We start from the raw sequence: 25,903 nt of genomic DNA, 5'->3' as shown, positions 1-25,903 counted from the left end.
TTTATGTTAACGGTTTTTAAAAAGATAACCTCTAATAATTACTAAATAATTAAATCCTATTCTTTTTAAATAGTAAAAAAAAGCAAGTGTAACTTTATTTTTTTTTCTAATATGATAATCTTCTTTTGCTGTAATAAATAAATTTTTTGATTGATGTGTTGCTCCAGTATTTCGCATATTTACCAAAACCTCATCAACAAATAAAAATGATGCATTTGCATTAAAAGCCCGATAAATTAGATCGTAATCTGCAGATAATTTGTATTGCGTATCAAACAAACCTATTTTGTCATAAACTGTTTTGTGGACAAAAGTAGCTGGGTGATTAATTGGCATTATTTTATGTATATAAGCAGCAATGTCTTTTTTATTTTGAATGGTTTTTAAAATCTCTTTTTTAGAATTTACTTTATTTTTTTTACCTGATATTATTGTATTTGTATTGTTTTGATTCTTTTCTACTACTGTTGAAATAGCCGTTTTTGTATACCAATCATCGCTATTTAAAATGCCTATAATTTCTCCAGAAGCTAACTTTAGCCCTTTGTTCATGGCGTCATAAATTCCTGCATCTTTTTCTGAAATCCATTGATACGGAATTTTTTTTTCTTTAAATTGATTTTCAAAACTTTTAATTATTTCAACAGTTTTGTCGGTTGATTTTCCATCAACAAGAATATATTCAAAATTCGTAAATACCTGATTTAAAACAGATTTTATTGTGTCTCTTATGGTTTTCTCACTATTGTAAGAAACCGTTACAATAGAAAACAAAGGTGTTTCTGTTTTCATTTTTAACTTTTAATACCAATCATCAACAATATTCTTTTAATACTATATTTTACTAAATAAATTATTGGGTGTTCGCTTCTGTTAGAAATTAGAGTTCCTTTAAATATAGTGTTTTTTATGTTTAATGTTTCTGGGTTGTATAACCTATTTTTATCTTTAATATATTTATTTGGAAAATATCCATAGTCGCTAATATCGCCTTCTATTAAGACATTACTGTCTTTTTTAGACAACAAGCTTAAAACTGATTGATCGTGTCTATGCTCAATAAAACCTTGATAGTTTTCTTTACCTAATACATTTAGATTATCACTTAATATTCTACTATCAAAACAATATTTTTTATATGATGAAATAAAATCAATTGCTTTTTTAGTTTTTTTTACTAAAAAAAAGGTAGCCAAAGTCTGTGATGAATCAGTGTATCTTTCTAAATCACAATCCATTAATAAAAAAGCATCTCTTTTTGTCCATTGTTTTTCTATCAATGGTAATCTAAAACAAAGTATGTCTTTGTTTTTTTCCCCCATATATTTTACAATCGGTAAAACACTTTTTAGAAAAAAAGTACCGCTATCTGCATACATTAAATAATCGCCTTCATTAATTTTATTTAACGCTTTCTCTACAATATATGGTTTCCAAAAATAGTTCCCTGCTCCTTTATTTCTGTATTTAAGGCTTTCTTTATTTACCAATAATATTTCTTCATTTAAATTAGAGAAACTATACTCTAAAACTTGGTCAAATCTTCCAAACAATTTTGCGGAAAATGTGTTCCATTTTTGTTTATTTCTAAATCTTTTATCTGCAAAATTTACGAGTGTAATCATCTTTGTAATTTTTTTAAGATAAAAGAGTTTAACATTAAAGATATTCCCATTACAGCAATTTTTATTATTATTATTACATTGTATCCATAATAAGCAATATCAATAAAATAACAGGCTGTAACATATATTATTAATGCTAATATGGTGGCTCCAATTTGGATTTTTAATTTGCCCAATCCATTTTGGATGTTTACAAAAACGGCATTGATACAATGAAGTAATAAATAAACTGTGTATAGGTAAAATGTAGATGATGCAAAATTAAGGTTATTTTCTCCTAGCCATAATAAAAGGATATTCTCTTGAAAAAATGAAATCAATAAGCCCGCAAAGAAAAACAGAAAAGAGAGTTTAATTAACATTTTTACTTTATGAAGTATCCATAAGAACTTTGCTTTTTCAAATGCTTCAGTAACACTATTCCAAAAATGAATTAACAAGATTGAATAAAGTGTTATTAATGTAAAAAAAATCTTTGTTACAATAGAAAACCCTGCTGTTTCTTCTGCGCCTAAAGAAGAAGAAATAATAAAATTATCTATTGATAAAAAGGCTACAGCAAGAAGATGTGCTATAAAAAAATGAAAAGAAAGTTTGTTGGTTTCTTTTAAGGAATATGAAGATTTAAAATTGATATTAATATTTAATTTTAGTTTCTGAAAAAGAATAAAAATCACATATGTAGCGCTTTGTGTTACCCCAAAAATAAACGCAACTTGTATTAAGTTTATTTCATTGTTTTTTCCAATTACATACACCAATATCAAGCTAAAAAAAATGCTTATTGCTTGAAATAAACTTGTTAAATAACTCTTTTGAATACCAAAAGCGATAGATTCTGACAAGCTCAAAATAATATTTAACAAAAAGAAAGAAAGAAAAATAAGTATACTAATACTAATTTCATTAGAAGCAATTGTTGTTCCTAGAAATAAAGTATTCGGATTTAAAAAAAAATACAAACTTGGAAGTAAAATAAGAGCCGAAATTGCAACAATTTTACTCACTAATAGATAGGTTGCACCAATTGCTTTAGAGATTTCTTTCTCTTTATTTTTGATAATCAACTTTGTGATTAAATTTCTTAAACCATTTGAATATCCAAAACTTAGCAATGAAAAAAAAGTGGAAATCGATAAGATTGTTTGCCAAACCCCAAAGCGTTCTTCTCCTAAATATTTTAATAAAATAGAAATTGTGACAAGTCCAATTCCTATTTTAATTCCAATAAAAATTATATTAAAAAAAGTATTAGAAATAAATGCTTTATTTTCTTTAGAGGCATCTTTGTAAAACAACTTAATTCGTTTTTTCATAGAATAAGTAGTTTAGTTAGAGATATACCAATTGTATAATCTCTTAATTCCTTCATCTAACTCAACAGTATGTTTCCAACCCAAACTATGTATTTTTTTAACATCGGTAACTTTCCGCATGGTTCCGTCTGGTTTTTCAGTATTGAAAAGTAATTCACCTTTAAAACCGACTATGTTTTTAATCTTTTCTGCCAATTCTTTGATAGAAATATCAACCCCTGTTCCAATATTTATATGCGTGTTTCTAATTTCTTCCCCTCTGCCTTCGGCATCTCCCCAAAGGGGAGAAGAAATCAAATTTTTAAAATCCACATTCTGCATAATATATACACAAGCATCTGCCATATCTTCAGACCATAAAAATTCTCTTTTTGGTTTTCCAGAACCCCAAATTTCTACACTTTTTGATGTCACTCCAAATTTTGATAAAATCGCTTCAGCTTTCTCTAAACGATCAACTTTTAACTCTTTTAAAACGGCTTCTATATGGTTATTTTCTAACAATTTTGCCAAATGAATTTTACGAATTAATGCAGGTAAAACATGTGATTTTTCTAAATCAAAATTATCATTTGGACCATACAAATTGGTTGGCATTACCGATAAAAAATCGGTGTTGTATTGCAAATTATAACTTTCACACATTTTTATTCCTGCAGTTTTTGCAATGGCATAAGGCTCGTTTGTATATTCCAATTCATTGGTCAATAACTCCGTTTCTTTGATAGGTTGATGGGCGTTTTTAGGATAAATACAAGTGCTTCCTAAAAACAATAATTTCTTTACATCATTTACATAACTTTGATGAATTACATTGTTTTGAATCATCAAGTTTTCATAAATAAAATCGGCTCTATAAGTATTATTTGCTACAATTCCGCCAACTTTTGCAGCGGCTAAAAACACGTATTCGGGTTTTTCTTTTGCAAAAAAATCAGCCGTTTCTTGCTGATTTGTCAAGTCTACTTCTTGATGTGTTTTAGTAAGTATATTTGTATAGCCTTTTAGTTGTAGGTTTTTTAAAATGGCGCTGCCAACCAAACCTCTATGACCAGCAACATATATTTTTGCCTCTCTATTCATAGTTGTTATTTATTTGATGTCCGCCTTTCTTTAAAAACAATTCTCTTTGCATAATTTTTATATCGTGTTCCATCATTTCTTTTACAAGTTCTTCTAAAGAACATTCTGGCGTCCAACCAAGTTTTTCTTTTGCTTTGGTAGCATCACCAATTAACAAATCTACTTCTGTTGGTCTGTAATAATGAGGATCAATTGAAATTATTTCTTTACCAATTTCTACTTTAAAATCAGCATTGTTACAATTTTTTACAATTCCTTTTTCTTCTTTTCCTTTTCCAACAAATTCTAATTCGATTCCGACTTCAGAAAAAGCCATTTTTACCATGTCTCTAACCGAAGTGGTTTTTCCTGTTGCAATTACCCAATCTTCTGGTTCATTTGCTTGTAAAATCATCCACATCATCCGCACATAATCTTTTGCATGCCCCCAATCTCTTTTTGCGTCTAGATTTCCTAAAAACAATTTGTCTTGTAATCCCAAGGCTATTTTAGAAACTGCTCTTGTAATTTTTCTAGTTACAAAGGTTTCTCCTCTAACAGGCGATTCATGGTTGAATAAAATTCCGTTACACGCAAAAATATTGTAGGCTTCTCTATAATTTACGGTAATCCAATAGGCATATATCTTTGCAACTCCATACGGGCTTCTTGGATAAAATGGTGTGGTTTCTGTTTGTGGAACTTCTTGTACTTTTCCGTATAATTCTGATGTTGATGCTTGATAAATTTTAGTCTTCTTTTCTAAATTTAAAATCCGAATTGCCTCTAACAATCGTAAGGTTCCAAGTCCGTCTACATTTGCCGTATATTCTGGCGTATCAAACGAAACATGCACGTGGCTCATTGCTGCTAAATTGTAGATTTCATCAGGCTGTACTTCTTGAATAATACGAATCAAATTTGTGCTATCTGTCATGTCTCCATAATGCAAAAATAAATTTCTTTTTTCTGCGTGAGGATCTTGATATAAATGATCAATTCGTTGTGTATTAAAACTAGAAGCTCTTCGTTTTATTCCATGGACTTCATATCCTTTTTCTAATAAAAGTTCTGTTAAATACGAGCCGTCTTGTCCGGTTATCCCTGTTATTAAAGCAATTTTTTTCACTTGTTAAATTTCTAATTCATTAAACGCTTGTAGCACCTTGTCTTTTTCTGAAATAGCTATTTCATTCTCTGAAAGCATCCAATCTATATTTAATGTTTCATCATTAAATATAATTCCTCCTTCTGATTTTGGTTGATAAAAATTATCACATTTATATACAAAAACGGTATTATCTTCTAAAACGGAATATCCATGGGCAAATCCTCTTGGAACAAATAGTTGTTTTTTATTTTGTTCTGATAAAACACAAGAAAAAAATTCTCCATACGTTTTTGAGTTTGGTCTTACATCTACAACCACATCTAATACTTTCCCTTTTACAACACGAACCAGTTTTGCTTGTGCAAATTCTCCTTTCTGAAGGTGCAATCCTCTTAAAATGCCTCGGTTTGAAAATGCTTCGTTATCTTGAACAAACTCAATTTCTTTACCTGTTAATTCCTTAAACTTTTCCTTATTAAAAGTTTCAAAGAAATAGCCTCTTTCGTCTCCAAAAATGGTTGGTTCTATAATATAACAGCCTTTTAATTTTGTTTCTGTAACCTGCATTAAATTCCTTCTAAATGTTTGCCATAACCACTTTTTAATAATGGCTCGGCTAATTTATGTAATTGTTTTTTAGTGATAAAACCACTTCTATAGGCTGCTTCTTCAATAGATCCGACCTTTAACCCTTGTCTTTCTTCTATTACTTGCACAAATTGTGATGCTTGCATTAAAGAATCAAAAGTACCCGTATCTAACCAAGCGGTTCCTCTATCTAAAATACTAACATTTAATTTTCCTCTTTCTAAATACGATTTATTAATGTCTGTTATTTCTAATTCTCCTCTATGACTTGGTTGGATATTTTTTGCAATTTCTACTACTTCATTATCGTAAAAATAAATTCCTGGAACCGCATAATTAGATTTCGGTTTTATTGGTTTTTCTTCTATTGAAATTGCATTTCCGTTTTCATCAAACTCAACAACACCATATCTTTCTGGATCATGAACATGATATGCATAAACAATTCCGCCATCTGGATTGTTATTGGCTTTTAATAATTTTGCCAAACCTGTTCCGTAAAAAATATTGTCTCCTAAAATCAATGCTACTTTATCATCACCAATAAAATCTGCTCCTAAAATAAATGCTTCTGCTAATCCATTAGGCTTTTCTTGAACCGTATATTCAAAAATACATCCGTATTTTTTTCCATCGCCTAACAATCTTTCAAAAAGCGGTAAATCTTGTGGTGTAGAAATAATTAAAATCTCATTAATTCCTGCGGATATTAATGTTGATAATGGGTAATAAATCATTGGTTTATCAAAAACAGGCATTAATTGCTTGCTAATTGCAAGTGTAGTTGGATGTAACCGTGTTCCTGATCCGCCAGCTAAAATAATTCCTTTCATTACTTATTGTATTTGTTTAAATACCATTCAATGGTTTTTTGTATTCCTGTTTCAAAATTTTCTTCTGCTTTCCAACCCAATTCAGTTTCAATTTTTGTTGCATCAATTGCATACCTAAAATCGTGTCCAGGTCTATCTTTTACAAAAGAAATTTGTTCTTTATAAGAAATTCCTTTTGGAGAAATCACGTCTAAAATTTCACATATTTTATCTGCGATATACAAATTATTTCGTTCGTTTTTACCTCCAATATTATAGGTTTCTCCTGCTTTTCCTTTTTGATAAGCCAACTCAATTCCTTTGCAATGATCTAAAACAAACAACCAATCTCTTATGTTTTTTCCATCGCCATAAATAGGAATATTTTCTCCAGAAATCGCTTTTCTAATAATCGTCGGAATCAACTTTTCGTCGTGTTGTTTTGGTCCGTAATTATTAGAACAATTTGTAGTTACTACGTTCATTCCGTACGTATGAAAATAACTTCTTACGATAAAATCTGAGGCCGATTTTGATGCACTGTATGGACTGTTTGGTGCGTACGGGGTTTCTTCTGTAAACAAACCTGTTGCTCCTAAAGTTCCAAAAACCTCGTCTGTAGAAATGTGATGAAAACGAGCATTTTCGAATTCTTTTTTATACAAATTTGGTGCATCCATCCAATAATTTTTTGCAACATCTAACAAATTAAATGTTCCGTTAATATTTGTCTGAATAAACGCATCCGGATTTTTAATTGAATTATCTACATGAGATTCTGCCGCAAAATGTATTACACCAGAAATAGTATGTTTTTTTAAAATTTTTTCAATAAAATTACGATCACAAATATTTCCTTTTTCAAAAATATATCTTGAATGTTCGTTTAATTTTTTTAGGTTTTCTAAATCTCCTGCATAGGTTAATGCATCTAAATTTACAACCTTACTATTTTTGTTTTTATCTAAAAAAAAAGAAATAAAATTTGCGCCAATAAACCCTGCTCCGCCTGTTATTAATATTGTTTTCATTAACTATTTTTATAGTTGTTTAAATACGTGTTTAACTGTTTCAATAGCAAGAATAACACCATTAAAACAATACCTAAAACTGCTATTTGAATTCCATAATTATGGTCAATTCCTTTAATTTCATAACCTATTGGCTGAAAATTAGAAATGACATTTAGAACTTCGGATTTTTCAGATTTGTCTTCGGTAATTTCTTTTAAATCTTTGTTTATTTTCCTGTTAGTTTCAAACAACTCTAACTCTTTGTTGGTGGTTTTTGTGCCTCCTAAATCTATCGTTGTTCCAGAATTTTCTTTTTTAGATTTTTCTATTAAAACAGTCATATAAACTCTTCTTAAAGAATCTACCTGTGTTAAGTTTTGTCTTAAAAGCGAATCTGTTCTGTTAAGATTTTCGTTTGTTAGCCTTTTTACTTTATTAAAAAACTTATTATTTACAACTGATGAAATAATAACTTCATCTAACTTAGAAAAAACATCGTTTTTGGTTGCAACAACGTGAATATTATGAATTCTATAATCGTAATCTGTAAACGTATTTTTAAACACATCAAACGAATAACTTTTTGCGGTTAATGTATCTACAGATAAAATCAACTCATCATAAGAGGTTAAAAGGTCATTTCCGTTTTTTATAGGATAAATTTCAAATTTTTTAAGTGTCGCAGCATTTTCTTTTGAAAGGTGAAACGTTGCTGCTAAAACTGCCGTGTCTTTTTGCTTTACCAAATCGTTATAATAATGTACATTATTATACAATTGTCTTGTGCTTTTAAAGTTGGGCTGAACCTGCATATCTGCACCAAAAGTTGACGCTTTTTTTAGTTGAAAAACCGTTCCGATAACTCCACCAACAACTGCTGCAAAAACAAGCTTAATTAGGTTTGATCTTATAAATAATAATAACAAAATTAATAAATGATAAACCTCTCTAAAAATTGTTGCTATAAAATTAAATAGATTAGAGAATCCTTTTCCAATAATTATAAATAACGACCCTAATTCTATTTCTTCTTTAGGTTGTGATTCTTTAGCCATTTTTGCTTGTTTAGTTAGTTGTCCTTTTTAAAATATTTGTTCTAATATTTTTTGTGTAATTGCATATGTTGGCGTTACACCAGACATTCCTAATCCGCCAGAAGCCAATGTTGCTCCAGTTTCTAAAGGGTTATCTGACGCATAATATGCGTAACGTACTTTTACGTTTTCTGAGATATTTCCTCTAATTTTTGATGCAGCTTGAATTGCTTTTTGATAATGTGCCCCTTCCATTTCTAATCCAATGACATTCCAAGTAGAATCGTGAAAGAATTTTAAAATGTCTTTATTTTGAAGCGATGTTCCTAAAACAGAAATCATTGCTCCGTCAAAAGATTGTACACCAAAACCTTCTAAATCTTCTTTAGACAACTCGTTTTTAAACGGATAATTGTCTGCTGTTCCTTCAAAGACATGCGAAGACGGAATCATAATATCTCCTTTTCCTCCTTCTAAAATTCCTGCTTTTCCCATGATTGAAACAGATTCTACATCTAAATGTGTAGTATTCTTTTCTGTAATATACGGTTTCAGTAATTCGTCCATAGTTTCATACGCTTGTTCTCCAAACGCGTAATCCATCACAATTAATACAGGTTTTTTATTCGTAGAATTTCCTTTTACGTAATCTGTAGTTGCAAAAGCAATTTTTTCTGTGTCTATTATTTGAACGTTTATGTTTGTTCCTGAGGTGTCTTTTACATAAATCAATCCGTTTTTAGAAGCGTAGTTTTTAACTTTTACTTGAAACTCTTTGCTGTTTTCGTTACTTAATAATTCAAACAATTTAAAACCTTTGTTCTTTTTAGCTTCTGTAGGAATTGCTCCCTTTGCATAAATTGAATTCATAACACTGTGCATGTTTGCACTAATAATATGAATTGGTCTTTCCAATAAGTTCTTTTCTTGAAGGATTTTTTTAATGTTATCTGCCCAAACTTCTCCATAAATATGTTGCCCAATTTGTTCGTTTAAAACCGAGCTAAATGTTACAACACGTTTTTTATCATCAACCGTTTCGTTGATTGCCAATTGTCCTAACCAATAAATTAATTGGAAAAAACGGTCTGGATTTTTCTCTGTAGAAAACGTGGTGTAAATTTTTGAAACTTCTTCATAGGTTCTTCCTAAAATAGTTCCTAAATGAGCAATGGTAACTTCTCTTTCGTCTTTTGTAATCGATTTATCATACAACACAATTTCTCTCAACGTTTTCCATTCTCTAATACAATCAGATCCTTCGTTTATTAAAACTTTGTCTTTAATTTTATGAGATTCTATAAATAAAAAAGTTAAATGCGTTAAAATATCATAGATTTCAGATCGACCACGCGTAATCTCAATATCCATTTGATCTTTGTCTATTCTGTAACAATTTCTTCTTCTTTTTGGAGGAATAATTGCTTTAAAATGTGAGTTTTTATAGCCTTCATCAGCCGTTAAATTGATAAACTGACATTCTTCAATTCCTTCTGGTAACCGTTCAATAATATAAATTAACCCGTTTAATTCTACTTTTTCTTCTGCAATAGACCCATAAATTTCTGGCCTTAATTGCAATAATGATTTTCTTAATGCTTCACCAGAAATTCCCATCGGTTTGTAAAAACCTCTACTAAATAAGTGACGCATCGAAATGTATAATCTTTCTATTGCTCCTGTAGATTCTTGCGCTCTTGTTCTTTCTTTCATTTTAAATTTTTACTTTTTAATGTAATTCAAAGATACTAATTTATATAGCTTACTTTTTGCCCGATAGTATCTGATTGTATTTTGTTGAATTTTTTAATAATTTTACCGCTTCTAAAACAGTTTTATCGGATGCTATTTTATTTTGATAAATACCTTCTTGATAGTAATATTGATCTAAAATAATATTTTTTAATTCGTTCTTTATAAGTTCTTTATTACTTATTAACTCTTTTATTTTTTCTGATTTTAACGTGCTTATTATTCGCGAATATGCTGTTTTTATTTTCTGGTTTTGAGAAGTATTCAACGTTCTATAAGCTTCTTTAAAGGATGCTTCTTCTTTTGTAATAAAGGTTGTATCTACTTTTAAAAACGATTGAAATTGTTTAAAATTATTATCTGTAAATCTAAAATCTTTTGCAGAAGTAATCGTGTTGTTTTTATTTTTAAAATTGATTGCAAAATTAAATAAGGCTCTAGAACTTAACAGTATTTTTGTTTCTTCTGTTACTGTTTCATTTTCGGTGATAATATCTGGATGAATTCCGCCGCCATCAAAAACTTTTCGGCCATTCTGAGTTCTAAATTCATTGATTCCAGCATCTGAAAATTTCGGAACTTTTCCTGTTTTTAAATCTCTATTTGCATAATCTAATTCTTGAATACACCGTCCGCTTGGTGTATAATATTTAGAAACGGTTACTTTTAATTGCGTTCCATAACTCAAGGCTCTAAAACGCTGCACCAAACCTTTTCCAAAAGAGCGCTTTCCTATCACAACTGCTCTATCGTAATCTTGCAAGGCGCCAGTTACAATTTCTGATGCAGATGCAGAACTTCCGTTAATTAATACCACCATCGGAATTTCTAAATCTAACGGATTGTTTCTAGATAAGTATATATTGCTCCACTTTTTTACTTTTGCTTTTGTGGTGGTAATTGTAGTTCCTTTTGGTAAAAAAAAGTTAGAAATATTTACGGCTTCACCAAGCAATCCTCCAGGATTTGAACGCAAATCTAAAATCAAGCTTTTGATGCCTTTTTTTTTTAAATTCTCAAAGGCTTTTTTTACTTCGGATGCTGCTTTTTCATTGAACCTTGTCAAAACAATATAACCGGTTTCATCATCAATTTTTTTGTAAAATGGAACCGGATTTATTTCTATTTTTTCTCTTTTTAAATGGATTGAAATTGTTTTTCCTTGTCGATTTATTTCCATAAAAACTTTACTCTCCGGAATTCCGAGCAACAAACTCGAGGCATCTTCTTTTTCTAATGCTGCTAAAACCTGATTGTCAATTTTTGTAATAATATCTCCAGGTTTTAAACCTGCTTTATCTGCCGAATACCCTTTGTAAACACGAACAATTAAAGGGTTTTTATCGCCGTAATTTATCGCTGCTCCAATGCCGCCATACTCTCCTTCTCGTCGTATTTTGACAGCTTCAACATCTTGTTCGTTATAGTAATTTGTGTACGGATCTAAATCTTTTAACGTATTTTTTAAAGCGCGAGTTGTAAATTCTGCAGGATTTATTTCATTCACATAATACATGTTCAATTCTTTGAATAATGTGGTGTAAATTTCGATCTGTTTTGCAACCTCAAAAAATTTTGATTGAAATGAAAACGAAACAAAAACAATTGCAATTAGGACGCCTACAATCGTTTTATTTTTGATGTTTTTTTTCATCTTTAGTTCTTTTTAATTTGTTCTGTAAACGACTTTAAGAGCTGTTCCATTTTGATTTCGATTTCAGCGTATGTAGATTTTTCTTTACCAATATAAGAAATCATATAGACATACGGTTTGTCAATCGAGTCGTAAATAAGTTGTTTTTGTTTGCGATAGGTTTCTCTTAACAATCTTTTTAAGTGATTTCTATCAACCGCTTTTTTAAAGTTTCTCTTAGGAACAGAAACGCCAACCTGCGCTGGATATTTTGAAGTGTGTTCTGCTTGAATATACACCAATCTTAAAGGAAATTTCTTTACAGATTTACCTTCTTTATATAATTTTCCAATAAGCGTTTTGCTTTTTAAGCGCTCTTGTTTTCCTAAAGTTTTCTTCATTATTACAAACTTACACAAAAGAGTTGCTTTTAAAGAAAAAGATTTTACCTTTATTTTAATTAATTAATTTGTCTTTTTTTCAACTTCTATTCTTTAAATTTGGGGCACTTTTTAAATTTCACATAATGAAACCAGATTTATTTCAAGCTCCAGATTATTATCAATTAGATGATTTATTAACCGAAGAGCATAAATTAGTTAGAGACGCAGCAAGAGAATGGGTAAAAAGAGAAGTTTCTCCAATTATTGAAGAATACGCTCAAAAAGCAGAATTTCCAAAACAAATCATCAACGGTTTGGCAGAAATTGGTGCTTTTGGTCCTTATATTCCAGAAGAATATGGCGGCGCAGGATTAGATCAAATTTCTTACGGATTGATTATGCAAGAAATTGAACGTGGAGATTCTGGTGTTCGTTCTACTGCTTCTGTTCAATCATCATTAGTAATGTATCCTATTTGGAAATATGGAAACGAAGAACATCGTCAAAAATATTTACCAAAATTAGCTTCTGGAGAATGGATTGGTTGTTTCGGATTGACAGAGCCAAATCACGGTTCTAATCCAAGTGGAATGGAAACGAAGTTTAAAGATATGGGAGATCATTATCTGTTAAACGGAGCAAAAATGTGGATTTCGAACGCACCATTTGCACAAGTTGCTGTGGTTTGGGCAAAAGATGAAAATGGAAGAATTCATGGATTGATTGTAGAACGTGGAATGGACGGTTTTTCTACACCTGAAACACATAATAAATGGTCGTTAAGAGCATCATCTACTGGAGAATTGATTTTTGATAATGTAAAGGTTCCGAAAGAAAACTTATTACCAAACAAATCTGGATTAGGAGCGCCGTTAGGTTGCTTAGATTCTGCTCGTTATGGAATCGCTTGGGGCGCAATTGGTGCGGCAATGGATTGTTACGATACCGCTTTACGATACTCTAAGGAACGTATTCAGTTCGGAAAACCAATTGGACAATTTCAATTGCAACAAAAAAAATTAGCCGAAATGATTACAGAAATTACCAAAGCGCAATTGTTAACTTGGCGTTTGGGAGTTTTACGTAATGAAGATAAAGCAACTTCTGCTCAAATTTCTATGGCAAAACGAAACAATGTAGATATGGCTATTAACATTGCTAGAGAAGCAAGACAAATGTTAGGTGGAATGGGAATTACCGGAGAATACTCAATCATGCGTCATTCTATGAATTTAGAAAGTGTTATTACCTACGAAGGAACACACGATATTCACTTACTAATTACTGGTTTAGACATTACAGGGTTAAATGCTTTTAAATAAGAGTCTCAGATTCTTTTAATCGTTTACTTTTTTTTACTTTTAAATTTGCTGCTAAATTTCTGTATTTAGCAAATCTCCTGTTAATTGTAATAATTCTAATTCAATCAATTTAGCATCATATGTTGTGTTGTTGTATGCTGTTTTACTATTAATTAAATTGATTTGTGCTTGTCTAAATTCGATGGAAGTTACTTGTCCTAAGTTGTAACGTTCTTTAGTTCTGTCAAAGTTATTTTGACTCGAAACTACATTTTGTTGTTGTGCTTTTAAAACAAACAGCTTGTTGTTGTATAAAGACCATGTGTTTTTTAAATTATTTTCTAAAGTTTCGTTTTGTTGTTGCAATAATATTTGTTGATTTTCTAATGCAATTTTAGAATTGGCAACTCTTGTTTTTGTACTTCCACCGTCAAAAATATTCCAAGTAAGATTTAGTCCTGCATTTAATCCGTTAGAGTTAGATTCGGCTAAAAAAGATGTTGCAGGGTTCTTACTGTTATTCCATCCGTAAGAAGTTGACAACCCAACTTTGGGTAAATAACTTGCTTTGTTTATTTTGATATTAAACTCACTAATTGCAAGATTTTTCTCTGTCTTTTTTAATAAAACATTATTCGATTTTGCTTTGTTTAACAATGCGTCAAAATTTAAGATTTGATTAAAAGTAACTTCCGTTTCTACATCATAATTGATTTCTTTTTGTTGACCCAACACAATATTTAAACTTCTTTTTGCATTTAAATATTGTTGTTTAGAATTGATGAATGCAATGCTATCATTATTTACATCAACCTCAGCATTTAACAATTCTAACTTTGTAGATTGACCGAATTGATATTTGTATTTTGCTCTTTTTAAACGTTGCTTCGAAATATTTAAAGTTTCTTTTAGATTGTTGTTGTTTTCTGATAACCTGGCTATTTGAAAATACAGTGTAAATAAGTGTAAATAAGTGTTTTCTATTGTTTCTCGTGCTTGTAATTCTGATAAATTATACGTTTCTTTTAATTGGTCATAGTTGTATTTTCTGCCCAAACCATCAAAAATCGTATAATTTACATTTAAAGAAGCGTTGTAGGACTTCGTTACAGCTCCATTAACTTCTGTTACCGTATTATCTTGTCTTGTAATCTTTTGATTGTCTCTTCTATAATTTGCTCCAGAAGAAGCAGAAACTGTTGGTAAATACTTAGAATTTAAAACCTTTTTATTATTGTTGGCAATTGCAACATTATTGTTGGCAATTTTAATTCCGTAGTTATTTTCTAATGTAATTTTTAACGCTTCTTTTTTGGTTAAAATTTGCTGTGCTTTTGCTTGAAAAGAAAGCAAAGCAACTAGAATGATTATATATATATTATTCTTCATCATGCTCAAATTTAGATTCGATAATGGCTCTTTCTACTTCTTCAGAAGTTACTCTTTCTCCTGTTTTTAACCATTTTATAAATACTTTTACCTTGTTAGAAACAGATAATAATAACGGCAATAAAACCAGTGTTAAAATAGTTGCAATAGCAATACCATAAGAAATAGAAATTGCCATTGGTTTTAAAAATTGTGCTTGTCTACTTTTTTCTAATAACAATGGTGCTAAACCAGCAACGGTTGTTAAAGAAGTTAAAACAATGGCTCTAAAACGAGATTTTCCTGCCTGAATTAATGCTTCTTCATATTTCATTCCTTCTTTTAGATAGGTGTTAAATTTACCGATGAGAACCAAACCATCGTTGACCATAATTCCGATTAAAGCAATAATTCCTAACCAAGATAAAATACCAATAGAAAAGTTGTGAAAATAATGTCCCCAAACAACTCCGATCATACTAAAAGGAATCAAAAGAATTAATAAAATTGGTTGGCTATAAGATCTAAACGTAAAAGCAATAACAATATAAATTAAGATTAAAATAATTGGTCCTACAATTTTTACAGAATCTATTGTTTTTTTTGCTTCCCTATTTTGCCCTTCATATAATGGTGTTACCGTAGCATATTTAGAAATAATTTCTGGCATAATTCGCACTTTAATATCTTCTAAAATATCCGTTGCGCTTTCTCCAGGAGTTTTCATATCTGCAGTGATTTGAATTTCTCTTTTACCGCTTAAGTGATTAATTGCAATATCTCCACGTTCAATTTCATAGGTTGCAATTTCAGAAAAAGGAACTTGCTCGTTTGTGGGCGTTACTATTCGCATATCGTCTAAATTCTTAATAGAAGACCTATCTTTTTTGTTGTAACGAACCCAAACTTTTATTTCATCTTGACCTCTTTGAAAACGCTGTGCTTGCGATCCAAAAAAAGCAAACCGTATTTGACTCATTACCGATTGCAAATTTAATCCTAACAAATATGCATTGTCTTTTAGTTTGATTCGAACTTCTTTTATTCCCGCAGGGTCATTATCAGAAATATCTTTTAACAAAGCATTTTTTTCTAGTTCAGCTTTTAACAGTTCTTTTGCTGCTTTTAACTCAGAAATGTTATTTCCAAGCAGTGAAACAGCAACTGGACTTCCTCCAAAATTTCCGCCTGAGCCAAAAGTGAGACTTTCTGCACTGTAAACTTTTCCTACTTTTTCTCTAATTGCATTTGTAATTTCTGGAGATGAAAATTCTCTAGATTCTCCTGGCAACAAATTAATTGTTAATGTTGCATTTGCTGTTCCTGGACCAACTCTTTTAATTACGTTTTCTACAACGCTAACATTTCCTGTTTGTTTTTTTGTGAATTCTTCACTTACTAACCAAACTTTGTTTTCTATAACAGAAATAATAGAATCTGTGATTTTATCGTTCGTTCCTTGTGGCATTTTTAATGTCACCTGAATTCGATCACTTGCAACTGATGGGAAAAAAGATGTTTTTACGACTCCTCCTCCAATTGCACCAAAACTAAAAATCAACAATGCGATAGGAATGGCAAATGCAAACAGTTTATGCTTTAAAGAAAAGCGCAAAAAAGGCAAGTAATAATTGTCTCTAACATGTACTAATAATCCGTCTGCTTTTTTGTTTGCATTTCTAAAAAAGGCTTCTATTTTATTTTGTTTTTTTACAATCCCTAATTCTTCGTTTTTTCTAGAAAGCGCTTTTGAATGAGCAACGTGAGCAGGTAAAATAATTAAAGCCTCAATTAATGATACCGTTAAGGTTAATAAAACAATTGTAGAAACTTCTCCGAAGAAGCTTCCAATTCTTCCATCCACAAAATAAAAGGTTGAAAATGCAATAAGGGTTGTTAAAATAGCCGATACAATTGGAGGAATAACTTCCATCGTTCCATCAATTGCAGCTTGAATTTTAGATTTTCCTTTGTCGTAATAATGATGATAAATGTTTTCTCCAATGACAATTCCATCATCCACTAAAATACCGATAACGATAATCATTCCGAAAAGCGATAATACATTTATCGTTACTCCTAATTGTGCCGCAAAAATAAACATTCCTAAAAAGGAAATTGGCAAACCAAATGCTACCCAAAAGGCCAATCTTACATTTAAAAATAGTGCTAAGAAAAACAGCACTAAAAGAATTCCAAAAATTCCATTTTCTACCAACAATTGAGTTCTTTGGTTTAATGTAATTGAAGCATCGCTAGATATATTTAAAGTTACATTGCTATTTTGTTGATTAAATTTATGGATGTAATCTTTGATTTTTTCTGCAGACGATAATAAATCTTCGTTATTGGTATTGCTAACAGTCACATTGATTGCAACACTTCCGTTATAATAAAGTCTATCGGGGTTTTCTGACCAAGAATCTTTAACTTCTGCGATATCTTTTAAGCGAATAATATTTCCTGTTTTGGTTGTTCTTACTATTAAATTTTGCAATTCTACACCATAATATGACCTGTTTCTTGCTCTAATTAAATAATCCTCTTCAGGTGTTTTTATGTTTCCTCCCGTAATTAAAAGGTTGGTGTTTCTAACCGCATTTGTTACTTCTGCAATAGATAATTTATACGCTCTTAAATCGTTTTCTCTAACAGAAATTTCTATTTCTTCTGCAGGAAAACCAGATAATGAAACTTGTGAAATACCATCTAAACTTCTTAGGTCGTTTTCAACTGTTCTTGCATAGTCCTTTAAGGATTTTAAAGACAACCCTTCTCCACTAATTGTAAAACTTATGGTGGGTCTTATGCTTTCTACTTTTGCAATTACAGGCGGCTCCATTCCTGATGGAAAAGACGGTACTCTATCTACAGCATTTTTCACATCCGATAAAACAATATCAATATTTTTCCCTTTTTCAACCTCTACATTCACTGTTGCAGAGTTCTCTCTAGAGACAGAGGTTACTCTTTCTACCCCAACAATTCCTTTTAAATTATCTTCAATTTTTAAGACCACTCCTTCTTCAATTTCTTCAGGAGAAGCACCTGGGTAGGTAAGGTTAATACTGATTAATTGTGAATCTACTAAGGGAAAAAAGGAAGACTTCATTCCTAATACACCAATAATACCAAAAGCAACGAGTGCAAGAATAAATACGTTTACTGCGACAGGAAACTTTATAAAATAAGTAATAATTTTTCTCATCTTTTAATGCTTTTTTTGAACCTTAACAACCATTCCATCAAATGCCCCAGGAACAGATTGTATTAAAACCGAGGTGTTATTTAGTAAGCCTTTAACCACTACCGTTTCTGCATTAAAATATACGGGATTCACCATTTTAAGGATTAAAACACTGTCTTTTACCGTGTAAACACTATTGTTATTTACCAATAGTTTTCTAGGAATTTCAACCGCATTTTTTTCTGATTTTGCGACAATGTTTGCCTCTAAATACATTCCGTCTTTTAAATCTTTATGTGCAACTTCTATAAATACTTTAACTGTTTGAGAGGCTAAATCAACTTTTCCATTTACACGAAGAACTCTTCCTTTATATGCCTTAGTTCTTGTTAAGTTTGTTAAAGAAACTGTATTGCCTATTTTAAGCAAATCAGCAAAAGCAGCCTTTATAGAAACCTCCATTTCAAAGATTGACGGATCTATAAATTCGCCTAATTTCTGTCCTGCTCTAACCAATGTTCCGTCTGTTACAAAAGCCTCTGTTAAGATTCCGCTATAAGGAGCTTTAATACTATACTTTTTTAGTTTTACTTCTAAGTTTTTTACATTAAAGTAGTTGGTTCTTATTCCTTTTCCAGAAACAAAATATTTTTCTTTATCAGAAGAAAAAACAGGAAGTTCTGACGTTGTTTTATTTACATCGAACTTGTTTAAATAGGATTGCCATTTGTTAAATTCTTTTGGGAAATCTAATCGAATATCTGGCATTATTGCTGTTATGCTATTAATTAAATTGCTTTTTTGGGATTGCAAACTTGCATAAAACTCATCACTATTTATGTTTAAAAGTGTTTCGGCTTTTAAAAAGTTAACTCCAGGCTTAAATTCTTTTTGAGTTGTATGTAACACCCCTTGAACTTCAGAAAATAATTCGATTTTATTTTTAGCAACTAGATTACCACTTGCTTTAATTACAATTGGAATTTCTTTATTTATTACTTTTTCTACAAAAACGGTTTTTTTAGTTTTGCTATACTTAGGTTTTGGTTTTTGTTTGTTGTCAACAATGTTTTTAGCCAATAAAAAGGCAGAAATAATTAGTAATAAACCCAGTACTGAAAGAATAATTTTTCTCATGCTAATTCGTTATAATGTCTGTAACGTTAATCTAAAATTGTTTTGGTTTCTTTAGATTTCCTTTCGCAAAAATACTGTTAGTTGCTGCTGCAACTTTTTAGTGTTTAGTTAAAGATTCGTTAAAAACGAAATTGTTTATTCGCTAAAAAAGCCGCTTTTAAGCGACTTTTTTTATTGTTTTAAATATGGTTCTTAACCTATATTACAGCTTTCGCTTTCTTTTTTTACTCCTAATTTTACAAGAATAGTCTCTAATAAGCACCATTTTGTAAAAGCAGACTGAATTAAATTAACCCCAATAAATACGGTAAACCAAAGCCAGTTTTGACTTACGTAAACAGTTAGCACAACGCTTAACAATACCATTACACCAACAATAATTCTAAAATATTTGTTTAACATTTTTGTTCTTTTTTAAGTTTATATAAATTTTTCTATAGGGACAACAACCGCTTTTAGCGGATTATCTGTTTCCATACTCTTATTAAATTCTTCAATTAAATTGAATAAAGTAGCAATCTGTTCATCATCTGTAAAAGAGAAAAACAACGTTGACTCATTAGCTGTTTTTCCTGCCGAAAACCAATTAGAGGCTATTTCTGTAGGAATATTCTTAAGGCCATTAATCTGAGTAGTACTCAAATTTTCAATATTTGCTTTTTGAAAGAGCCTCAAAACATCTTTTTGAAATTCTTCTACTGCTGTTACGATTACTAATTTCATTATTTATAATTTTTATTTTCTATCATGTAATACACTAAAGGCACAACCAACAATGTTAATACGGTTGAAACAATTGTTCCACCCATTAAAGAGATTGCCAATCCTTGAAAAATAGGATCAAATAAAATCACAAATGCGCCTATTACAACCGTTCCTGCTGTTAATAAAATTGGCGTTGTTCTTACTGCTCCTGCTTCTAATGCGGCTTGTTTAAGCGGAATTCCTTCTGCCAATCTTAAGTTGATAAAATCAATTAATAAAACCGAGTTTCGAACCATAATTCCAGCCAAGGCAATCATTCCAATAAAAGATGTTGCTGTAAAAAATGCGCCCATTATCCAGTGACCTAAAATAATACCGATTAAGGATAGCGGAATGGCAACCATCATCACAATGGGTGCTTTAAAGTTTTGAAACCAGCCCACAATCAAAATATAAATCAAGATAATAGCACCTAAAAAAGCGATTCCTAAATCTCTAAAAACTTCTAAAGTAATTTGCCATTCTCCATCCCACTTTACCGTGTAATTATCTTCAAAATCTGGCTGACCTAAATACATTTCATTTAGTTGATAGCCTTCTGGAAGTTTAATTTCTTTTAACTTCTCTCCCATTCCTAAAATTGCATATGCCGGACTTTCTAATTCTCCTGCCATATCTGCCGTAACATATACAACACGTTTTTGATTTTTACGAAAAATACTTTTTGCTGCCGTCGTTTCTTTAATTTCAACTAAATCTGCAATCGGAATCAGAGTTCCTTGTTTCGATTTTATTTTTAATTGAGAAATATCACTAATCGTCGATTTTTCTTTTTCGTCTAAAGACAACACCAAACCTACTTGACTTACAGCATTTTCATCATACAGCGTGGTAATCGCTTTGTTTGATAGCGCCATATTCATCGTGTAAGCAATTTGTTGCGGAGCAATACCATACAACATTGCTTTTTCTTTGTTGATGTTAAATTGATACTCTTTTTGATCTCCTTCTACCATCCAATCTACATCAACCACATCGTTCGTGTTTTTTAGAATATGTTGAATTTGATTTGCAATATCAATTTGTGTTTTATAATCTGGTCCATAAACCTCGGCAACAATGGTTGATAAAACTGGCGGTCCTGGGGGAACTTCCACCAGCTTTACATTGGCATTGTATTTCTTTGCTATTTTCTGAATTTCGGGTCTAAATAATTTTGCAATTCCGTGACTCTGAATTTTACGTTCTTCTTTATCAATTAAATTTACTTGAATGTCTGCCATATTACTTCCGCCTCGTAAATCGTAATGACGCACCAAGCCGTTAAAAGTAATAGGCGCAGAAGTACCAACATAGTTTTGATAATTTACCACTTCTGCTCTTGTCGATAAAAACTGACCAATCTCTTGTGTAACAACAGCAGTACGTTCTAACGTTGTGCCTTCTGGCATATCTATGACAATTTGAAACTCGTTTTTATTATCAAAAGGCAACATTTTTACCGCTACAGATTTTGTGAAAAACAAGATCATTGTCGCCATTAAAAGCATAAAAGTTCCTCCAAGAAAAACCCATTTTTTTGTTTTGTTCTCTAACAACGGACTTTCAAATTTACTGTATAACTTGTAAATAAAGGTTTCTTCTAAAGGTTTTTCTGGTTTTTCAACAGCGCCCTTTTTATCTTTTTCTCTTAAGAAAATATATCCTAAATAAGGTGTAATTGTTAAAGCTACGAATAATGATAAGATCATCGCAATAGATGCTCCAATTGGCATTGGTGCCATATAAGGCCCCATTAATCCAGAAACAAAGGCCATCGGTAAAACAGAAGCAATTACGGTAAATGTTGCTAAAATTGTTGGGTTCCCAACTTCGTTTATGGCATAAAGAGCTGCTTGTTTAAAAGGCAGGCGTTTCATTTTAAAATGCCTGTGCATATTTTCTGCAATAATAATTGAGTCATCTACCACAATTCCGGTTACAAAAACCAACGCAAAAAGCGTAATTCTGTTCAATGTGTAATCTAACATGTAATAACTCAACAAGGTCAAAGCAAAGGTAATTGGTACCGATAAAAACACAACCAAACCACCACGCCAACCCATTGCCAACATGACAACAAGTGTAACTGCAAAAATAGATCCGATTAAATGCCACAATAATTCTGACACTTTATGTGATGCTGTTTCGCCATAATTTCTTGTAATTTCTACATGAACATCATTTGGAATTAAAGTGGTTTTTAAATGATTTACTTTATCAATAATTAACTCCGCAATTTTCATAGCATCTGCTCCTTTTCTTTTGGCTACAGAAATCGTAACCGCAGGATATTCAGATTTGTACGTTTGCGATTTCTCACTCGCTTTTCCAAAACCTAAAGACACATAATTTTGTGGTATTTCTGGACCATCAATAATCGTGGCAATTTGTTTTAAATAAATGGGACGCTTTTGTTGTACACCTACCACTAAGTTTTCAACATCTGTTGCAGAAGACAAAAATGTACCAGTTGTTACTAAAAATTCTGTATCATTTTTATCAAAACTCCCAGAACTTAATTGCGTATTATTGGCTTTTATCATTTCAGAAACCGACAAGAAATCTAATCCGCTTGCAGCCAATTTATCTTTGTCTAAAACCACTCGTAATTGACGATTTCTTCCACCAATTTTATGTGTGATAGAAACATCATTTACTTTTTTGATTTCGTTTTCTAATTCTTGTGCTATCTGACTTAACTGATAATCACTGTAGTTTTTGCTCCACAGCGTTAAACCCAACATCGGTACATCATCAATAGCGCGTGTTTTTACCAAAGGAAACGTAACTCCTTTTGGCATTTGATCCATATGTTTGTTAATTTCGTTGTATAATTTTACAAACGAACGCTCAATATCTTCGCCCACATAAAACTGCACAATTACCATTGCTTTTTCATCCATAGAAGTAGAATACACGTACTCAACTCCTTTAATATTCGAAATCAATTTTTCTAAAGGTTTTACAACTCTAGACTCCACTTCTTTTGGACTTGCACCCGGATAACCCACAAAAATATCTGCCATGGGCACATCAATTTGTGGTTCTTCTTCTCTTGGGATTAAAAACGAAGCATATACACCAACAACCATAAAAACAATCATTAAAAGCACTGTAAGTTTTGATCCAATAAAGATTTTTGCTATTTTTCCGGCTAAACCTTCTTTCATTTTCCTATCCCTAACCCTTTCCAAAGGAAAGGGAATTGTTATGGGTTATTTTTTAGTTAATATTATTTTTATATCCCTGCTATCTTTTAAAAGCTGTTCCGTTTATTTTTTTTTCGAAGTAGCTTCCTTCCCTTTGGGAAGGATTGAGGATGGGATTATTTTAACTCCGTTAAACAATCTTCCTTCCGCAGAAATGATATAGGTTTCTCCAGGTTTTAATCCAGATAAAACCTCAACTTGATTTCCATAGGTTTTCCCCAAGCGCAACCAACGTAAAACAGCAGTGTTACTTTGACTTGTTGTGTAAACACCCGATAATTGTCCGTTTGTAATAATTGCTTCTTTAGGCAACAATACCATGTTAGAAGTTGCTTTTCTTTCTGTTGGAAACTCAACCGTAGCAAACATTCCAGATAAAATAGGAGCATTGGTTTTTTGTACATTGATTTTTACTAAATATTGACCACCAGTATTTTTTGCTGAAGAACTAACCTCTGAAACTTTTCCTGCAATTGCTCTGTTAATAGATTTTACCAAGACACGCACTTTAATTCCTTTTTTAATTTCAGAAATTTCTGTCTCAGGAACCATTGCCATTACTTCAAAATCGTTAGGATTTTCTAGACTAATTAGAGGCTTTCCTGGTGTTGCCATATCACCGTTTTCAATATTTTTACTAGTAATAACTCCGGTAAAAGGAGCTGTAATATTGCTGTATGCAAACTGTGCATCCACTTCATTTCTCATTTGATTTGCGGCTTCTAATCCAGCTTTTGTAACCTGATAATTCGCGGTCACATCATCCATTTCTTTTTGGCTGATACTTTTACTTTCATATAAATTCTGAAAACGTTTGTAGTTTTTTTCTGCATTTATAAAAGCAACTTTTGCTTGTGTAATACTGGCCGTTACCTGCGCTTTTTTAGCTTCTAAATCTGCATTGTTTATAGAAATTAGTAATTGTCCTTTACTAACTTTATCACCTACATTAACGTACACCTTATCAACATTCCCCATCATTCTTGTACCAAGATCTGCACTTTTTACTGCTTGAATTTTTCCACTCACAGTTAAAAACGGGTTGGTATCATTCGTAGCTACTTTCGCTACTTTTACCTGTATGCTTGGTGAGTTATTTACTGGTTCTTTTTTATCATCACTACCACAACTTGTTAAAAATAATGATGCTGTAGTAAAGATTAATAAGTATAACTGTTTTTTCATTTTCTTTGGTTTATTTTTTTATTGCTGAATTCTGAAACTATTTTTTAGTAAGAAATGCTAAATATGCTTGGGTATAATTGTATTGATATATTGTTTGATAATACGCTAATTGTTTTTGTGCATATAGCGTTTCTGCCATTAATAAATCGGTAGTTTTTTCTAAACCTTCTTTAAATCTGTTTTTTCTAATTCTCAAAGATTCTTTGGATTGTTTCACAGACAAATTGGTTAACTCTAATTGGTTTTTTGCGTCTATTAACTGACGCTTGGCTTTGTTTAATTCTAAATTACTTTTAGAAACATATTGTTTGTATTCTAATTTAGATTGCTCAAAAGCTGCTTTGCTTTTTTGTGTTTTCCCAAAACGTTTAGAACCTTCAAAAATATTCCAACTTAATTGTGCGCCAATCATATACCCATTTGCACTTCCTTGAAATAATTTATTGTCGTATAACTCATAACTTCCAAAAGCATTTAAGCGAGGTAAAAAAGTCATTTTATCTGCTTTATTCATCGCCATATAAGCATCCGAAGCTAGTTGCATTGCTTTAATATCTGCTCTGTTTTCCGATACATTTATATTGGTATTGTTTATTGAAGTAACACTTAAATCATCTGTTGATTTGTAAATTACAGAAGTGTCGTCATCCATTAAAAAAGACAAGTAATTAGAGGCGTTTAACACAGTACTTTTAGCGGTTTGTAACTGACCTTTTATTTCAGTTACTCGTACTTTTATTGTTAATATATCTGCTTGCTGTAAATAGCCTTGTTTAAAGTTATTTTCTGCTATTTTTTCATTCTCTTTTGCAGTTTCTAAGGCTTTTTCTAAAACCTCAACGGCTTTATATGCTAACTGTAATTGCATGTACGCTTTTTCTACCTCTAGCGCCAAATACTCTACAGTTCGTTCTGTTTGTAAAGAAGTTGCTTGCATTTTAGATTTTGCTGCTTTTCGTTGATAAAATCCATCAAGATTAATTAAAGGTTGTTTAATTTCAATCTTTGTCCCAAAATTTTGAGTTTGTGATGGATTGTTTAACAAAGCAGGGTTAAAATCTGCTGCCGTTAAAATTTCTTGATTTAATTTAGACCCAAAAGCCATTAAAGGGTTTGTAGTAGAAATACCCGTATAACTTGCAGTTATTGTTGGTAAAAAAACAGCATTTGTTTGAAGGTAGTCTGCTTTTGATTTGTTAAATTTTTGTTCAGAAATTTTTAGGGTTAAATTCTTTTTTAAAATGCTATTTAGCACTTCTTTTTTTGTAATTGAAACTGTTTCTTGTCCGTTCATCTGAAACTGAACTGCTACAAAAACAATTATTAATATATAAAACCTTTTACGCATCGTTATTTCTATTTGATGACGCAAAAATAAACGCTATTTAAAGATTTCTTGGTAACATAGGTTACTTTCAAAAAACGGTTCTATTAATAAAC

Annotated in this window: 21 protein-coding genes; 1 reads left to right on the top strand and 20 read right to left on the bottom strand. The window is 31.1% G+C overall.

The window, feature by feature from the left end:
- Positions 1 to 6: 6 nt before the first annotated feature.
- The 12 genes from KCTC32516_RS04450 to rnpA are packed head-to-tail and all read right to left on the bottom strand — an operon-like array spanning position 7 to position 12,347.
- The gene (locus KCTC32516_RS04450; RefSeq protein ID WP_301402264.1) at positions 7 to 792 is read right to left on the bottom strand and encodes a glycosyltransferase family 2 protein; all 786 of its coding nucleotides are present in this window, start codon (positions 790 to 792) and stop codon (positions 7 to 9) included.
- Between the two features lie 2 nt (positions 793 to 794).
- Positions 795 to 1,625: a hypothetical protein gene (locus KCTC32516_RS04445; protein ID WP_301402263.1), complete on the bottom strand. Its 831-nt coding sequence runs from the start codon at positions 1,623 to 1,625 to the stop codon at positions 795 to 797.
- A complete protein-coding gene (locus KCTC32516_RS04440; protein WP_301402261.1) occupies positions 1,622 to 2,941 on the bottom strand; it encodes an oligosaccharide flippase family protein in 1,320 nt (439 codons plus the stop codon). The genes KCTC32516_RS04445 and KCTC32516_RS04440 overlap by 4 nt, the downstream gene beginning before the upstream one ends.
- A 12-nt stretch (positions 2,942 to 2,953) precedes the next feature.
- Positions 2,954 to 4,024 carry a GDP-L-fucose synthase family protein gene (locus KCTC32516_RS04435; RefSeq protein ID WP_301402260.1) on the bottom strand — a complete coding sequence of 357 codons (1,071 nt, stop codon included), beginning with the start codon at positions 4,022 to 4,024 and terminating at the stop codon, positions 2,954 to 2,956.
- A complete protein-coding gene (gene gmd / locus KCTC32516_RS04430; RefSeq protein ID WP_301402259.1) occupies positions 4,017 to 5,132 on the bottom strand; it encodes a GDP-mannose 4,6-dehydratase in 1,116 nt (371 codons plus the stop codon). The genes KCTC32516_RS04435 and gmd overlap by 8 nt, the downstream gene beginning before the upstream one ends.
- 3 nt (positions 5,133 to 5,135) lie before the next feature.
- On the bottom strand, positions 5,136 to 5,681 hold the full coding sequence (gene rfbC / locus KCTC32516_RS04425; RefSeq protein ID WP_301402258.1) for a dTDP-4-dehydrorhamnose 3,5-epimerase: 546 nt from the start codon (positions 5,679 to 5,681) through the stop codon (positions 5,136 to 5,138).
- Entirely contained in the window at positions 5,681 to 6,535 is an 855-nt protein-coding gene (rfbA, locus tag KCTC32516_RS04420; RefSeq protein WP_301402257.1) for a glucose-1-phosphate thymidylyltransferase RfbA, read from the bottom strand. Before rfbA ends, rfbC begins: the two co-directional genes overlap by 1 nt.
- Positions 6,535 to 7,545 (bottom strand): dTDP-glucose 4,6-dehydratase, encoded by a 1,011-nt coding sequence (gene rfbB, locus KCTC32516_RS04415; protein ID WP_301402255.1) that lies wholly within the window; start codon positions 7,543 to 7,545, stop codon positions 6,535 to 6,537. The genes rfbA and rfbB overlap by 1 nt, the downstream gene beginning before the upstream one ends.
- Complete coding sequence (locus KCTC32516_RS04410) at positions 7,545 to 8,582, bottom strand: hypothetical protein (RefSeq protein WP_301402253.1); 1,038 nt, start codon at positions 8,580 to 8,582, stop codon at positions 7,545 to 7,547. Before KCTC32516_RS04410 ends, rfbB begins: the two co-directional genes overlap by 1 nt.
- Positions 8,583 to 8,609: 27 nt before the next feature.
- Entirely contained in the window at positions 8,610 to 10,274 is a 1,665-nt protein-coding gene (locus KCTC32516_RS04405) for a DUF6909 family protein (protein ID WP_301402251.1), read from the bottom strand.
- Between the two features lie 49 nt (positions 10,275 to 10,323).
- Positions 10,324 to 11,967 carry a S41 family peptidase gene (locus KCTC32516_RS04400; protein WP_301402250.1) on the bottom strand — a complete coding sequence of 548 codons (1,644 nt, stop codon included), beginning with the start codon at positions 11,965 to 11,967 and terminating at the stop codon, positions 10,324 to 10,326.
- 2 nt (positions 11,968 to 11,969) lie between these two features.
- The gene (gene rnpA, locus KCTC32516_RS04395; RefSeq protein WP_301402249.1) at positions 11,970 to 12,347 is read right to left on the bottom strand and encodes a ribonuclease P protein component; all 378 of its coding nucleotides are present in this window, start codon (positions 12,345 to 12,347) and stop codon (positions 11,970 to 11,972) included.
- 125 nt (positions 12,348 to 12,472) lie between these two features.
- On the opposite strand from rnpA, the gene KCTC32516_RS04390 reads away from it, so the two are divergent.
- A complete protein-coding gene (locus KCTC32516_RS04390; RefSeq protein WP_301402247.1) occupies positions 12,473 to 13,651 on the top strand; it encodes an acyl-CoA dehydrogenase family protein in 1,179 nt (392 codons plus the stop codon).
- Positions 13,652 to 13,702: 51 nt separating this feature from the next.
- Here the strand turns inward: KCTC32516_RS04390 and KCTC32516_RS04385 are convergent, their stop codons facing one another.
- The 8 genes from KCTC32516_RS04385 to KCTC32516_RS04350 form a co-directional block, all read right to left on the bottom strand.
- Entirely contained in the window at positions 13,703 to 15,019 is a 1,317-nt protein-coding gene (locus KCTC32516_RS04385) for a TolC family protein (RefSeq protein ID WP_301402245.1), read from the bottom strand.
- Positions 15,009 to 18,206 carry an efflux RND transporter permease subunit gene (locus tag KCTC32516_RS04380; RefSeq protein WP_301402244.1) on the bottom strand — a complete coding sequence of 1,066 codons (3,198 nt, stop codon included), beginning with the start codon at positions 18,204 to 18,206 and terminating at the stop codon, positions 15,009 to 15,011. Before KCTC32516_RS04380 ends, KCTC32516_RS04385 begins: the two co-directional genes overlap by 11 nt.
- A gap of 3 nt (positions 18,207 to 18,209) precedes the next feature.
- Positions 18,210 to 19,322, bottom strand: coding sequence for an efflux RND transporter periplasmic adaptor subunit (locus tag KCTC32516_RS04375; RefSeq protein WP_301402243.1), 1,113 nt, complete (start codon positions 19,320 to 19,322; stop codon positions 18,210 to 18,212).
- A 192-nt stretch (positions 19,323 to 19,514) separates the two neighbouring features.
- Entirely contained in the window at positions 19,515 to 19,724 is a 210-nt protein-coding gene (locus KCTC32516_RS04370; protein WP_301402242.1) for a YgaP family membrane protein, read from the bottom strand.
- A gap of 18 nt (positions 19,725 to 19,742) precedes the next feature.
- On the bottom strand, positions 19,743 to 20,045 hold the full coding sequence (locus KCTC32516_RS04365) for a hypothetical protein (protein WP_301402240.1): 303 nt from the start codon (positions 20,043 to 20,045) through the stop codon (positions 19,743 to 19,745).
- Positions 20,045 to 23,239 (bottom strand): efflux RND transporter permease subunit, encoded by a 3,195-nt coding sequence (locus tag KCTC32516_RS04360; RefSeq protein ID WP_301402238.1) that lies wholly within the window; start codon positions 23,237 to 23,239, stop codon positions 20,045 to 20,047. The genes KCTC32516_RS04365 and KCTC32516_RS04360 overlap by 1 nt, the downstream gene beginning before the upstream one ends.
- A 102-nt stretch (positions 23,240 to 23,341) precedes the next feature.
- Positions 23,342 to 24,463, bottom strand: a complete 1,122-nt coding sequence (locus KCTC32516_RS04355) for an efflux RND transporter periplasmic adaptor subunit (RefSeq protein WP_301402237.1) — start codon at positions 24,461 to 24,463, stop codon at positions 23,342 to 23,344.
- Between the two features lie 37 nt (positions 24,464 to 24,500).
- Positions 24,501 to 25,811 (bottom strand): TolC family protein, encoded by a 1,311-nt coding sequence (locus KCTC32516_RS04350; RefSeq protein WP_301402236.1) that lies wholly within the window; start codon positions 25,809 to 25,811, stop codon positions 24,501 to 24,503.
- Positions 25,812 to 25,903: the final 92 nt, after the last annotated feature.

The organism is Polaribacter huanghezhanensis (assembly GCF_030444335.1).
Classification (GTDB): domain Bacteria; phylum Bacteroidota; class Bacteroidia; order Flavobacteriales; family Flavobacteriaceae; genus Polaribacter; species Polaribacter huanghezhanensis.
Note: the sequence above shows the minus strand (reverse complement) of the source record. Positions and strands in the feature narration are given on the sequence as shown.